Here is a 14,044-nt window from a genome sequence, read left to right as displayed (position 1 = left end):
ATAACAATAGGTTAAATAGGTCTAAAATACAGTGATTTCTTAACTAGAGCCAAAACAGATATATCAATATGCTATATAATCAACCAAGTCGAATAAGTTAATTTCTAATTTAATGCTTAAGTGGGTTGGCGGTTCCATTACTCCCTTTGCCCCTCGTTCCGATGTCCAATAGAGTACGAGCTCTACTTGAGCATTACTATGCTATCAATGAGCGTTTCCCAGTCGGTGAAAGGCAAGTACAAAAAATAGTAAAGGAAATCGCCAATAAAGCTAAAATTACCAAACAGGTAACACCGCATATTTTAAGGCACACCTTTGCAACCCTTGCACTGCAAAAAGGAATTTCGCTGGCTTCTGTTCAAAAAGCTTTAGGTCACGATAGATTAGAAACAACGGCGATTTACCTAAATTTCACAGATGCCCATGTGATTGAGGAATTCAATAACAAATGGTAAACAGATATGACTTTATTAATTGAAACAAAAAGACTATTAATTAAAATCCCCATATTGGATGATATTGATAATTGGGATTCTTTACATTCTGATCCAGAAGTCATGCGCTTTATGGGCGGTTCAAAAACTCGGACTATAGTACAAGAGTGGTTGGAATCTGATATTTTACATTATAAAAAACATGGCTTTTGCATGGGTTCTGTTTTCGACAAGAATAATAAGGAATTTATTGGAAGAGCTGGACTAGTCTACCTTGATCATGATGATACTCAACCAGATGTTGAAATTGGGTATGTACTTCATAAAGAACATTGGAATAAAGGCTACGGTATAGAACTTGTTCTTGCATTTATTGGCTGGGGATTTTCTCAACTAAATGTTAGTAGATTAGTAGCAGTAACACGCCCGGAAAATAAAAGATCGCAAAAAGTTTTGGAAAAGGCAAATATGCAATATGAGAAATTAATTCAATTTCATGACGAAGACTTTCTTTTTTATCAAATTCATAAATGACTTTTGATGGTGATTGAATAATCAGCAAAATAATGTGGCTGAAGTCGGCAATTTAATTTGGCCGTTTACAAATTCCCAATCATAAAAGTTAATTAATATTGTTCAGTTATCTAAGTTAAGATAATATTAATTTCAACGGATTAATTAACTACAAATACAAAATGATAATCGGTTATGCTCGCGTTTCAACAGATGATCAAAATTTAAACTTACAACATGATGCTTTGAAGCAAGCTGGTTGTGAAAAGATTTTTGATGATCAGATGACAGAAAGCAAAATTTCACGCCCTGGTTTAGAAGCAGCTCGGGGTTTCGGCCAGCAAATTACCATTTTAGCCGGTGGCATATTATGTGAATAATCAACCCTTCCGTTATTTCTTCATAAGAATACCCCATTACGCCCCAGATTGCTCTTTTATTAAATTGATGATCAAATCAACCATAATTTCTTTTTGGGATGGTTCGCTTTGTGCCACGAGCAATGTGATGGCAACTAATGCATTATCATTAATTTTAGGCTCACCATTCTTTTTCAGATGATGTTTGTTTCGTTGTAGAAACCAAATAAACATAAAGGCACCAATTCGTTTGTTTCCATCTGTAAAAGGATGATTTTTTACAATGAAATAAAGCAAATGAGCGGCTTGTTCTTCAATGCTTGGGTATAGATACTCACCACCAAAACTTTGAACGATAGATCCTAAAATGCCGATAAAACTATCATCCTTAGGGTTGCCGAATAACGCAGTGGCCTCTTTTTGAGCCATAAGCTGCTCTCTCAGACGATCAATCGCTTGCATAGCCTCGTGCGGATTAATCACATCAATTACCTGTTCATTTAATCCACCCTGTGGAAAATTACCGGTATCATATTGATTTAATAAGGCAAAGCTATGGGTGTACTCTGTTAACACGGATAAAAGACCACTTGCCTCAGAATATTCCAGTGCTTCAAGTTGAGCTTTTTGAAAAAGCATCACGGTTGCCTTTAATTTATTTATTTGTTCTTTTTGTTGTATCAATCGGGATTCATTCAAAGCATACCCTTGTAACAAATACTCCTTAAGCACTTTATTAGCCCAAATCCTAAATTGCGTTCCCTGCTTTGAATTTACTCGGTATCCTGCAGAAACAATAGCATCCAGATTATAATGCTTCACTGTTCGATTAACCTTCCTTTTTCCTTCAAGACGAACTACCGAGTAATCCTCGGCAGTTGCCTTCTCTGATAACTCTCCTTCAGCGTAGATGTTTTTTAGGTGCAGACCAATATTATCGGTTGATGTACCAAATAATTCTGCCATTTGCCTTTGAGTTAACCAAATGGTTTCTGACTCAAGACGTACCTCAGTTTGAAAACTGCCATCCTCAGTTTGATAGATAAGCGCCTGTTTTTGATTCGTGCCAGGGGTATTGAAATTCATGCCATCTCTTCCTTAAAGGTCTTCAAAATGGTAGGTGCCATAAATCTGGATGTGCTTAAACATTAACGGAGATATTTTCTGCAAATGCTCACTTTTAATGTCATATCCTTCGGTTCGAAGATCATCAACAATTTTTTGCATATAATGGGTATTCCAGACTAAAACAGCATTGGATACCAAGCTCAGACAGCTGGCTTTATTCATGATTTCTTCATAATCACTGGTCTTAAAAGCACCTCGATTGAGGAAGAATAATTTTTTTGCTAATTGATGTCTTGATTCACCATGATTGAGATGCAAGTGAACCGTGTGGCGTAGCTCTTGATCGGCGATGTAGCGCAAGATGTAAATACTTTTGATGATCCGGCCAAAAGCTCTGATGGCCTTGGATACATTATCGGTGCGATTGGCTAATTTCTGAATAATTACATGCGCCGGGGCCAACCCATTTTTTAATGACGCGACAATGCGAACAATTTGATCCCAGTTTGCACGAATCAGTTCAATGTCTATAGTGCCGCTGAATACCTCATCCAAATCACCATAACTCATCGTTTTATCGATTTTATAAACGCTTTGGTCAGCTAAGTCTTTAAGCCTTGGATGGAATGGAAAGCCAAGCAAATAAAGCATGGCAAAGAGATGTTCAGTAAATCCGTGAGTATCAGTGCTGTGAAATTCAGGATTGAGTAAGGTGTCATTTTCCAGTAAGCCTGTTAGCACATAAGAGGCTTCTCGTTCACCCGTGGAAATCACTTGCGTGCCAAAAACAGCGCCCCTGGCAACATGGGTATAAATAGAAATCGCTTTCTCATAATAGCCATAATATCTTGGGTAATAGGACGAGAGAAAAAATTTTCTCTCAATGGGATAACGCTGTGCATCTGATGTGGAATAAAGCCCGTCTGTCATTTCGTCGCTGATAGGGTAGGTTAAAAAGTGATTCACCAAAAGACGATTGGTTTCCTTAATAGTTTCTGGACGTAAATAAGTATGCGAAGCACTCGTTAAGGCATCAATGCTGATTCCGACAGCGCTAGACCCCATACCAAACAAGCCAATGTTGGTTGCATGAGCAAGAATGGATGCAAGCAAAGGCTTCAATGGGAATTTAAGCCTTTTTTCTGGCTCATAAAATGGTGTAAAACCATCAAGGCAGCCCGATAAGCGAGAGGCCTCTGCTAGAAGTTTTTCGATTCTAATAGTAGGCATCCGTGACTGAATGAGTTTACGTAACTGTACTACTTCAGGCGGGATAACCAGTGCATCATCCCTGGTAAAATGAAATTTACCTTCCTCAATAGTTACAAAATCATTGTTGGGTAAAGTATTTCGGGCATGGATTGCCACATGATGATACTCGCCGGATAAGCTCTCCATCATCGCATCAAATTCGCTGGGAAGTTTTAGCTTTTGATACTGTTGTTCCCTCTCTTGCTCCCAGGGAAGCGCTCCATAAACCGTATCCCAAAAATAGCGGTTATTGCGACTGTTAGAAAGATAGATGTCTCCTGCGCTGATTTCTTTCTTAAGCGCATAGTAAAAACCCATTTCCCAATAATGAGTCCTGATTTGTTCCTGCTCATCATAGATAACGTCATGCCACATTTTAGGCAAAAAGTCTGTTGGTACATCTTCTGGTAGTTTTTTAATCTCACCGGCATGGAGGCTCCGAAGAATCTCTATGGATTTGAGTAATGAAGCAAGGCCCGCACTGGCGCTTAATTTTAGCGTTAGGAATCGTTTTGAAAATTGCCTGATGTAGGAAAAACGATTCACAATATGATCCGTAACGCCTGAGGACTCCAATTTATCAATAGCCTCACAGGCACTAGCAGTTTCAAGCATTGTGGCTTCATTAAACTGAGTTACAAATTGCACCAGGGTAAGCTCTTTAACCGCTGCTTGAGAGAAGGCTGACTTGATAAAATCGCTAGCTGGTTTAAATTTCCCTTTATTTTTTCTTGATACTTTCTCTCGTTCTGCTGATACTTCATTTTTAGCGCGACGATTGATATCCAGTAGTATGCGCTTGAATAAAGAAACCAAATAATCAAGAATCGTTTTGGCAGTTTCATGCAAAAAACAAATGATAATGGCTTCCCGTTTTACTTTCGAAGCCATATCACGTAACTGGAACGCATCATAGTAACGACCTTTTTGAGCAAGCTCTTTAATAACATCAGGATGTATTGCTCCCAGATTGCAGTCCAAAATACCCAGCTGTTCAATTTCCTCAAAATAATCAAGATACTGATTCATCATGCCACTACTGGCATTTTGTGGTGATGTTCTTAGATCGGCTAATTGTGCGTATGCTTCTTTACGCTCAGGTGTAATTAAATACTCAAGTTTGTCTCGTAGCGATGGCGCTAAAGCTTCTGCAATACTGCTATAAAAACCTTCTATTGCCTGATTGACCTTCTGATTCACCACTCGACCTAGGGTAATAGGGGATGGTAAAACAATACGACAGCTTTTTAAGTGATTTGTGGCAAGCTCAATGAGTCTTCTTTTATCCAGCGTTTCTTTTCGCAATTGAGAAACCAGCCATTCCTCTAATTTGAGTGATTCTGTTTCGTTAAATTCACCATACCCTAGATAATCGCGAATTTTTTCTCGCTGAATGTAGCTATGAGGCGTATTCGCAAAAACTGGCATGACTGAAAAAGATTGGCCCAGTTGTTTAGCAAGATAGCTCATTGCCGTAAAAGGTAAGGCATCGTCCTTACTAATAAACCGTCCATAAGCCCTTAGATGACAAAGAAGTGCTGCAAATTTAATACCTTGATTCGAATTATTGTTAATAAATCGAATATCTTCTTCAGTCAATGTCCAATCAATAGCAAGTTGATCTTCCGTAATTTCTATTTCAGTATGCATCGATACTTACTCCTGAACGTTCCATGTGCTCTGCCAGTTTCTCTTTTGACGCTTTGGTATAAATCGCTGTAGTATCAACCGACTCATGCCCCATGAGCATTGCTAATTCAACAAGACAGCCAGGATTTGCCTGTAAAAATTGAGTAGCGAAAGTGTGGCGCAATGTGTGTGCCGTAACATTAATACGAGTAATATTAGCTCTTTTTGACAGACTACTAATCAGCGCTTGCAATGCTCTTATTGTTCCTGGTTCACCACGTTTGGTAGTAAACAATGCGTCATCTGGCTCAAGAGATTTGCGGGTCTCCAAATAATTGGTTAGTGCGCGTCTGGCAATCGAGTTCAATGGAATCTCTCTATGTTTTCTACCTTTTCCATCCACCACGTTAACAAATCCTGAGCGTTCTCTAATCACTACATCTTTTACCAATAAATGGTTTAACTCCCCAACCCTTAAACCTGATTGTAAAAAGAGTTGCACTATGGCATAGTTTCTTACTGCTAGCCCTTGGGTGGAAAGGCCTGCTGCTCTTAATAAAGCATGGATTTCATCTTTGTTTAATGCATTGGGTTGGGTCATTGCTGCCCGCTTCACAAAATGAAGTGTTGCAGCCGGATCATCAGGAATAAGGTCGGTTTGCATTGCCCAGGCATAGAATCGTTTTAAAACCTGGATATGGTGATTAATCGTTGCCGGTTTTCGTCTAATTATTTTGGACACATATTCACGGTAAGCACGCAGGTCATTAGATGTAATTTCCAGTAGACTCACCTCTTGTTGGTAAAAATCCAGAGCCCAAGTAGTAAATACGTTTAATCCCTGGAGATAGCTGGTAATTGAGGACTCAGATAAATCCTGGCGTTCTAATGCGACTTTAAATGCGTTTAGCAAACCATCATGATCCATATGCATGTATTATGTGAATAATCAACCCTAGAGTTAGGCTACCTGTTTGTTTCGCATAATACAAGAAAAAACATCTTCTTTATTCACATATAAAATATTATGTGAATAATTTTTAGACTAAAAACGAGTTGTTTTTGGGTAAAATCATGATTTTTGCTCTAAATAAAAGATCTGTATATTCATTGTGTTAGATCTAGACCGGCTAAAATGGTAATTTGCTGGCCGAAATCCCTAAAGGCAATCCAAGCCTTTGCTGAACTCAAAAACACGGCGCATGATGAAGAAACAGTCATCTTGTTTCAATTATGGCTTGATGAATTCGTAGATCCTCAAGCTTTTAGTCGCTGTTATCGTGCTCTGAATCAAAAAAAATATCTGGTCGAGAAAACTCTGCGTACCATCACCATCAGTGATGAAGCTTATAACGCATTAAAAGACATCGCACATCAAAAAAATATCAGTCTCTCACAGGCGATAGTGGATGGCTGTACCTTACTACAAGACAAAAATACTGAATCAATTAGACCATCGATAAACACGGACACATTAAAACCGGGTAACATCAATCCAAAACCAACTGGTTTGTCAATCCCAGTGATAACATCAGTTGCGCAAGGCCACACCAACGTCATTTCCTTGTTTGGTGATGAGATTGATGAGTCATCTGACGAGGAAGAGTCAGACACTGAGTTTGATTTCTTTGATTTTGAAGAAGTACGCGAATGGCCACGTAAACCTGAAGGCTATGATTTTAGAACTAATGAGTCCTATAAAAAATACCGCAAATATATTGAGCGTCTTACTATTAAAAAACCAGACGAAAAACTACTGGACACCTTTAATAAAACGATTAATTATTACCTAACCGAAGACAATTGCCACCAGATTGGACCACATCTTCTTTTAATCCGTCAGGAACTCTTAAATCAAAAGCTCTTTTCTCAAAAGTTTAATCCAGAACTCTTTGAGATCAGTAAGGGGTTTAACGTAGGCAATCTGACTATGGATGATTACGCAGATGAACTGATTTTTCTTTTAGGATACATCTTTGGCTGTACCACTCAATCCATCACCGCAGGAAATAGACAACCGACCGTGTTTGCAGGTCACCCAAACCATGTTCAGCTGGCCTACAAAACCTTTCATTACCTTGATGCCTTCTTGAACGATGAAGTGAAGTCCTTTGCCGCACGGTGTCATAAAAACACCAAAAGAAAAAATCGAACTACCCGTGCAAAATGGCATGGATGCCACCTGGTCGGAGTGATGCTGAACTCTATTATCGATGATGAAGAAGAATATATGCTGTTACCCCAATCAGAATATGAACAATTATCTCAATATTCCTTTAAAAAAGTGCATGAGTATTTTGATGAAAACGAACCGCTTGGTGGTTGGTGGGATCCTAAAAAACATCCATTCAGATAACCTAAAGCCTGTAATATTATCAATAAAAGTGAGTCACTAAAAAAAGAATGACTGAACACAATTTATTCGATAGAATGATCAAGATTTAACCGTTCGAAGGAAAAGCGCTCGGTTGATTGTTGTTTCAAACCAATTAAGGAAACGTGGTAATGAGTAACATTCTGAATATTAAAAATCAATTTCCCCCCTCAATGAACAACCTTAAGACCTTATGTTCAGGGTTTTTATACTGTGCCTCAAAAACCGCAGATACACCTCAATCCAATACCTAAAAAAGGTACTGGTAATTAACTCAATAATTATGAGGTTTCCCGTCACCCTGCTTATTTAAGCTTAACCTGATAATCATGTGACATTATTTCTATTTTAAAAAAGTGGATGACCCATTCGTTGTAAGGAAGAATCATGGCGTATCAAAAATTGGAACTTGAGTTGGCTTCTGACCTTAATCAGTCAGAGAACATAGAGCAGGAGAATCTGATTCAGAAAACAAAAAAAGATAAAGAACGTTTTGAGAAGATTATAACGACTCAAAATAAAATACAAAAAATCAAAGTAGATCTGAATCAACTGATTCAATCAATGAATAACAATCCTAGTTGGCTGTCTCGTGCTGCAAGTTTTTTGAATGAAATTCCCTTGTGGCAAAAAATTACCGCAGGTGCAGTGCTCACCATACCTCTTTTGATGATTGGACTCATGGCAAATCTTGCAGCCCTTATTACGCTTAGTATTGTTACTGGAATTATTTATACGGTAAGCCACATCCTTCTTGAAAATCATCAGAGTCAAAATACAGACAATATCGAGCAATTAAAAGCTGGAATTTCAAATCTTGTGGATCTGCTGGATTCGGTTATTTCAACTTTAGAGCTTTTACGCGAACAACTGGCCATTGAAGTCGATGCATTCCAGAAGGAAAATGCGCGTCTAACCCAAAATGTTGATCAATTTTGTGAACAGATTAACACATTAAAATCAGAAATCATTGAGCTGACTGTTACCGAAAAAAAACTTCGTGCAACTCAGGTTGATCTTGAACAGTCTGCCACAAAGCTTAAAGGCTCAATCGATGCGCAGTCTCAAGTATTAGAGAACACTCAAAAACAATTAGAACAGGTTGTTCAGGCGTATAAAGAAAATCAAAATCAATTATCTGATAAAATAAAAGAACTTGATGATATTAAAGTGAAAATGGGGAAAGAGGTTGAACAGGCAAGGGCTGTTGGACTTGTCTTAAGTGGGACAGTTGAAACATTTTCTAACATGGTGATTCAAGACAAAGAACAGCGAGCCGCTTTTCAAAAAAAATTAGAAGACTTTTTAACCAATAAGGAGAAAAGCTTTGTTGAGATAGCAGACCGAATATGTGATGCCGAACGTAAACTCTCTGTAGTTACAAAACAATTAGAAGAAAGTAATCAGCGGTATCGCAAGCTTTTAGACAGGCAGGAACAACAGATTATTCGCCTGGAACAAATCGATGTGGTTCAACCCGATGAGGCGCAGGAATCATTTGATGGTGTAAAGCCAAGTATTACTGGGTTTTATGCAATAAAAAAAGAGCTGCCATTTTTGCCTGAATCTACCCCTGGGGCTGCATTGATAGCCGTACTATAAGTGCCGATTATTTTACTTTAAAGCCTGTCTTTAAACAGACGCGGCCTTCAGATTAAAATGGCTGTATAGGGAAAACCATCAATGAATGCTTTTTTGCAGCAATTATTTTGATATAAAACGAGAAAATATCATGGAAATAAGAACAGTAGTCTTTGAATCTGATTTAATTATTACTCTGGCAGGCAATCAAAAAATAGTGATTACCCCTTTTAAAACGCATGAGCCCGGACATTTTAAACTGGGAATTGATGCGCTTAAACACGTGACTATAAACGGGCAGTAAATCTATTTAAGAAAACAGGAACAGTTAAAGAAGAACAAGGTTTAGGCATCAACTGATGACGAACGTACATAGTAGCTCTTAATTAAGATTTGGACTGGAAATAGTAAGTTTTGATGGTTTCATAAAGAAGGTGGTTCAGATGGAGAGTCACTCGCTGAATTAGAAAATCAGGATTATTATTTTTTTCATGAGCCAAAGTAAAGCTCACCGCATCTGTTTTCAGCACTTCTTTGACCAGGATTAGCATCACATGTTTTGGCTGAGTATAAAGGAACTCACCAATTAATGAATGGAGATTTTCAGTGGTTACTTTTTGCGTGGACAAAAACATTAAACACTGATTTTCTAATGTATGTAATAAAGACATCATGGTTTTTAGCGCTTTTAAATTAAGACCATTCTTATGTATTGTAGAATGAAACAATGAGTTTTTCGAAGCAAAAATAAATGGATGACATTTCATCACCAAAAACATGGGGAATTAAATGAGGCAATTGAGCGGGTTCATGATATGCGTTGGTCTTTTGGGGTATAGTAATAAGAATATTCTTTTATCGCCTGAAAGGTCACAAATAAAAGTAGCACAAACTGGGCATTTAAAAAGCGTCAATATTTAGGTAAGGTTTTTGCATCAGAGGTGAATGGAATGAGCCAGTCTTATCAATCTCATGAGCATTTGTACCCGGATGAACTGAACACAATGAAAAACAAGGAAGCTCTTTTAGGCGCCAATACCATCAAAGTGACTCAGCATGATGTTAGTTTTGAGGGAAAACAACACACGTATTGTCTCTGAATATGGGTTAGAAGGAGGTGCTTATCTGTGTAAATAAAGCCTCACTTCATTATCCTATCCTGCGTAATATGAGTTATATGATACATTACTTTCCTATAGGGAATAACATGATTAAAAAATTCACTTTAATAACCTCATATGCATTAGTGCTCATTCCTCTAATGTTCTTGTTAACTTCCTGCACCTCTGCTACGAGTAAAGATAAAGAGGATTCAAAAAACGCTAAACCGCATAAGCGTGTATTTGGTGGGTATCACCCGCACCATCATGGACATCATTGAACTTGCATGAATTAATTATTGGGATTAAGAAAAACAATACAGGATTAATATTAATGCATGGGTATGGTGTGAAAATATTTTTGATATAAAGACAAATAGAATCCATTTTTTTCAACCTGTTTTAGTGCTTTATTGATTTGATTGATTAACGCCAGAGAGCTCATTTTAGCCATAACGCCATAACCAATGCCTACAGGAAAAGGTTTCCCTACTCCCTTAAATAAACGGGTATTATTCGCTATCCAATAATCGGCTGAAAAATCATCCATCAATAGGACATCGACTTCATGTTGATTTAGGGCAGTGATTAATTGATTGGTCGAGGGGTATTCTTTAAGCGAATTGTTTTTAAATTTCTGAGCAATTAATTGCTTAAAGAGAGCGCCTTCAATAATGCCTATCTTCTTATTGGTTAGCTTCTCAAGGTTACGAATCGAGTTGTTCGTTGTAGTGATAAAACGTGCTTCACTGGCCAGGTAGGGAAGACTAAAAAGAAAGGATTGCTGTCGTTCGTTAGTGATGGTAATTGCGGCTATAGCCAAGTCAATTTTACCCGCATTTAAGTCAGTAAACAGCGCGTTAAACAGCATCGGTTTGAATTGGCATTGAACTTTGATTTGTTTGCATAATTCGGTCATGAGCTCTATATCAAATCCAAAGAAATGATTTTTGTCGGCATTCATTGAAAACGGAGGGTCGTATGCTACCATCCCAATGGTTAATGATTGGGCTCTTAGTTCGACAGTTAAGAGTATTAATAAAATAAAGAACAATCGTATCAACATAGGATAAACAGGATGAGGAACCCATAAAGGGCAGTGTATACCAAATTGAACATCATTTCAGTGTCTTAGTACGCAATTTTTCTTGATTCTTTAGCTGTAGGGTGTATTAAGGCCCAAAATCAAGGTACACTGAAACAATAAAGTGTGCTATGGATTACTTAATAGGTAGGGAATGCGGTATTTATTTTATTCAGTCTTTTGTCTTGCAATGAACTTTGTGATGAACGAAGTGCTTGCGGCCACTCCTTTGACGTTTAAACAGGCTTTAGACATCGCTTATCGCAATAATCCTGAGCTACAAGCCGAAATAGATAAAGCCCGCGCGATGCGCGGGTTTTTCATTCAAAGTGGTCTTTACCCTAATCCTCAATTGACCTTAACTGCAGAAAATTTTGGTGGTTCAGGGAGCTATTCCAGTTATGAAGCGGCAGAGACCACGGCCTCTATTACTCAGCCCATTCCTTTAGGAAATCGTCTTTTTTACCAACAAAAAGCCACCTATGGTGATTATCTGGCATCTCTCGCGCAAATTCAGGTGTATAAGGCAACACTGTACATGAGTGTAGGGATGACTTATGTGGATGCGTTGTATGCGGGTCAGTGGCATCAGGTAACAAAAAAATTAACGCGATTAAATCAAGAGATTGTGGCGGCCATTGATAGACGCGTAAAAGCAGGTGCGGGTGCTGAATTAGATTTACGTCTCGCTCAAGTACGCTTAGGCGATGCGCGTATTCAAGAGAAAAAGGCAGGCAGAGATGCTTTAGCGCAACGTGCTAAATTATCACGACTCTTAGGTGATGGGTTAAGAGTAGACCGGCCTTTAGTCGATAAAGGGCTCCCTGATGTGACCTTAAAGTGGTCGCAATTAATTAAGAAACTGCCGCAAAGCCCGCAATTGCAACAATTACACATTCAGTTACAAGCCAAGCGTGCCACCATCACCGCAGTTAAGAAGGCCGTATGGCCTGATTTAAACATTCAATTAGGCGGACGTCATTTTGAAGATGATGACAGCAATGCCCTAGTTGCCTCAGCGTACGCTCAAGTTCCTGTGTTTGATAGAAATCAGGGGAAAATCCTCACCGCTGAAGCCCAATACACGCAAACTGCCCATATGTATCAAGGCGCACGTCTTGATGTGCGACAAAACGCCTACATCGTGTTCTTACAAGCCCAGCAAAGCCATTATGAAGCAAATCTTGTGACCAGTTCACTGCTTCCTTTAGCGCGAAAATCGATTAACTTGGCCCAAGAGGGGTATAAGATGGGGCGTTATACCTACATTGAATTATCACTTGCTTTAAACACCTTATTTGAGGAAGAGCGCCATTATCAGCAAGCTCACGCTGATTTTCATAAAACACTAATTCAGCTCACTGGACTTTTGGGCCTTCATCCGACTAAGGAGAGCAAATGAACTGCCTGTCACTAAGAACCTTTCTCACCCTGTTTTTATTTCTGATAAGTTTAAATGCCTCAATGACGTGGGCTAATGAGTCCAGTACGGGTGATAAAGCAGAAGAAGTGGTTGAAAAAGGACCTCATGGTGGTCGTTTATTAAAGCAAGAGGACATTAGTCTTGAACTTCTTCTCTTTAGCCAAGGAATGCCACCTCATTTTCGTGCTTATTTTTATCAAAACGAGAAGCAGGTTTTACCTGCGGATACTAAACTTACCATTGAACTTACACGATTTAATCAAAATAAAGATGTCATTACTTTTTCACCTAATGATGGCTTTCTACAAAGCAATCAAGCCATTCCTGAGCCTCATTCGTTTGATGTGGCCGTGAAGCTTACTTTGGCCGGTAAAACCCATCAATGGAATTATCCAAGCTATGAGGGCCGCGTGAAGCTTCTTCCCTCCACCCTTACTGCCGCAGACATTCAAACGGAGACAGTTCAAGAGCAGACAATAAAGACTCAGTTAAAAGTAGTGGGAAAAATAGTACCCAACCGCGATACGATGGCACCCATCTACCCCCGTTATGCGGGCATTATTAAAACCATCAATAAGAACTTAGGTGACGAGGTGACGAAAGGAGAACCATTAGTCACTATTGAGAGCAATGAAAGCCTACAAAATTACACCATTAACGCGCCTATTACGGGCACCATCGTTCAAAAATACGCGACCAATGGGGAGATGGCACAAGGCACAAAGCCTATTTACGACGTTGCCAATTTAAATGATGTCTGGGCTGACTTCACCTTATACCGTAAAGAAGCACCTTTAGTGAGAAAAGGCATGACTGTGAGAGTCACCGGTGATGAAGGAAAGCCTGATGCAACGAGTACTATTTCGTATATTGCGCCATTAGGTATTGAAGACAGCCAAACGATATTAGCCCGTGCCGTCTTATCTAATACGCCTCGTGTGTGGCTCCCAGGCATGTATGTGAATGGTGAGATTATCATTAAAGAAAAAACCGCACCTGTTGCGGTTCGACTTTCTGCGATTCAGCGCATGGGGGAACAAGAGGTGGTGTTCGTCCAAAAAGGAGATTTTTTTGAAGCCACGCCTGTTACCTTAGGCCAGCAGGATAATCAATGGGCTGAAGTGCTTTCAGGCTTGAATGCTGGGCAAAAGTATGTCACTAAGAACAGCTTTTTCATCAAGGCAGAACTTGGCAAGGAAGGCGCAAGCCACGAGGACTAAGGATAAAA

At 39.0% G+C, this 14,044-nt stretch carries 12 protein-coding genes and 2 pseudogenes; 9 read left to right on the top strand and 5 right to left on the bottom strand.

Translation table 11 applies throughout. The features are described 5' to 3' along the window. Positions 1-161: 161 nt before the first annotated feature. From Lnau_RS15945 to Lnau_RS15935, 3 genes and pseudogenes are all read left to right on the top strand, one after another. On the top strand, positions 162-455 hold the full coding sequence (locus Lnau_RS15945; RefSeq protein ID WP_238586008.1) for a tyrosine-type recombinase/integrase: 294 nt from the start codon (positions 162-164) through the stop codon (positions 453-455). 6 nt (positions 456-461) lie between these two features. After that, the gene (locus Lnau_RS15940) at positions 462-968 is read left to right on the top strand and encodes a GNAT family N-acetyltransferase (protein ID WP_058506130.1); all 507 of its coding nucleotides are present in this window, start codon (positions 462-464) and stop codon (positions 966-968) included. Between the two features lie 161 nt (positions 969-1,129). After that, positions 1,130-1,288 (top strand): annotated as a pseudogene (locus tag Lnau_RS15935) (recombinase family protein); the annotation flags it as partial. Positions 1,289-1,363: 75 nt separating this feature from the next. Here the strand turns inward: Lnau_RS15935 and Lnau_RS15930 are convergent. The 3 genes from Lnau_RS15930 to Lnau_RS15920 are packed head-to-tail and all read right to left on the bottom strand — an operon-like array spanning position 1,364 to position 6,188. Continuing rightward, positions 1,364-2,392, bottom strand: coding sequence for a virulence RhuM family protein/type II toxin-antitoxin system death-on-curing family toxin (locus Lnau_RS15930; RefSeq protein WP_058506128.1), 1,029 nt, complete (start codon positions 2,390-2,392; stop codon positions 1,364-1,366). A gap of 12 nt (positions 2,393-2,404) precedes the next feature. After that, positions 2,405-5,275, bottom strand: a complete 2,871-nt coding sequence (locus Lnau_RS15925) for a Tn3 family transposase (protein WP_058506127.1) — start codon at positions 5,273-5,275, stop codon at positions 2,405-2,407. Further along, entirely contained in the window at positions 5,265-6,188 is a 924-nt protein-coding gene (locus Lnau_RS15920) for a tyrosine-type recombinase/integrase (RefSeq protein ID WP_238586007.1), read from the bottom strand. The genes Lnau_RS15925 and Lnau_RS15920 overlap by 11 nt, the downstream gene beginning before the upstream one ends. Before the next feature lie 201 nt (positions 6,189-6,389). On the opposite strand from Lnau_RS15920, the gene Lnau_RS15915 reads away from it, so the two are divergent. From Lnau_RS15915 to Lnau_RS15905, 3 genes are all read left to right on the top strand, one after another. Continuing rightward, a complete protein-coding gene (locus Lnau_RS15915; RefSeq protein ID WP_058506126.1) occupies positions 6,390-7,610 on the top strand; it encodes a DUF7168 domain-containing protein in 1,221 nt (406 codons plus the stop codon). Positions 7,611-8,015: 405 nt separating this feature from the next. Further along, entirely contained in the window at positions 8,016-9,230 is a 1,215-nt protein-coding gene (locus tag Lnau_RS15910) for a LegC2/C7 family Dot/Icm T4SS effector (RefSeq protein WP_083503874.1), read from the top strand. A 130-nt stretch (positions 9,231-9,360) separates the two neighbouring features. Further along, complete coding sequence (locus tag Lnau_RS15905; RefSeq protein WP_238586006.1) at positions 9,361-9,513, top strand: carbon storage regulator CsrA; 153 nt, start codon at positions 9,361-9,363, stop codon at positions 9,511-9,513. A gap of 82 nt (positions 9,514-9,595) precedes the next feature. Here Lnau_RS15905 and Lnau_RS15900 read toward each other — a convergent pair whose 3' ends face one another. Then, entirely contained in the window at positions 9,596-9,976 is a 381-nt protein-coding gene (locus Lnau_RS15900) for a histidine kinase (protein ID WP_238586005.1), read from the bottom strand. Positions 9,977-10,129: 153 nt separating this feature from the next. Between Lnau_RS15900 and Lnau_RS16270 the strand changes: the two are divergent. Continuing rightward, positions 10,130-10,309: pseudogene (locus Lnau_RS16270) on the top strand (DUF4156 domain-containing protein); the annotation flags it as partial. A 331-nt stretch (positions 10,310-10,640) separates the two neighbouring features. On the opposite strand, the gene Lnau_RS15890 reads toward Lnau_RS16270, so the two are convergent. Next, positions 10,641-11,375 (bottom strand): transporter substrate-binding domain-containing protein, encoded by a 735-nt coding sequence (locus tag Lnau_RS15890; RefSeq protein ID WP_065240312.1) that lies wholly within the window; start codon positions 11,373-11,375, stop codon positions 10,641-10,643. Between the two features lie 172 nt (positions 11,376-11,547). On the opposite strand from Lnau_RS15890, the gene Lnau_RS15885 reads away from it, so the two are divergent. Together Lnau_RS15885 and Lnau_RS15880 are read left to right on the top strand one after the other, a co-directional pair. Further along, complete coding sequence (locus tag Lnau_RS15885) at positions 11,548-12,795, top strand: TolC family protein (RefSeq protein WP_058506125.1); 1,248 nt, start codon at positions 11,548-11,550, stop codon at positions 12,793-12,795. Beyond that, the gene (locus Lnau_RS15880; RefSeq protein WP_058506124.1) at positions 12,792-14,036 is read left to right on the top strand and encodes an efflux RND transporter periplasmic adaptor subunit; all 1,245 of its coding nucleotides are present in this window, start codon (positions 12,792-12,794) and stop codon (positions 14,034-14,036) included. Before Lnau_RS15885 ends, Lnau_RS15880 begins: the two co-directional genes overlap by 4 nt. Positions 14,037-14,044: the final 8 nt, after the last annotated feature.

Source organism: Legionella nautarum (assembly GCF_001467895.1).
Classification (GTDB): domain Bacteria; phylum Pseudomonadota; class Gammaproteobacteria; order Legionellales; family Legionellaceae; genus Tatlockia; species Tatlockia nautarum.
This window is presented reverse-complemented; position numbering and strand designations above follow the sequence as displayed.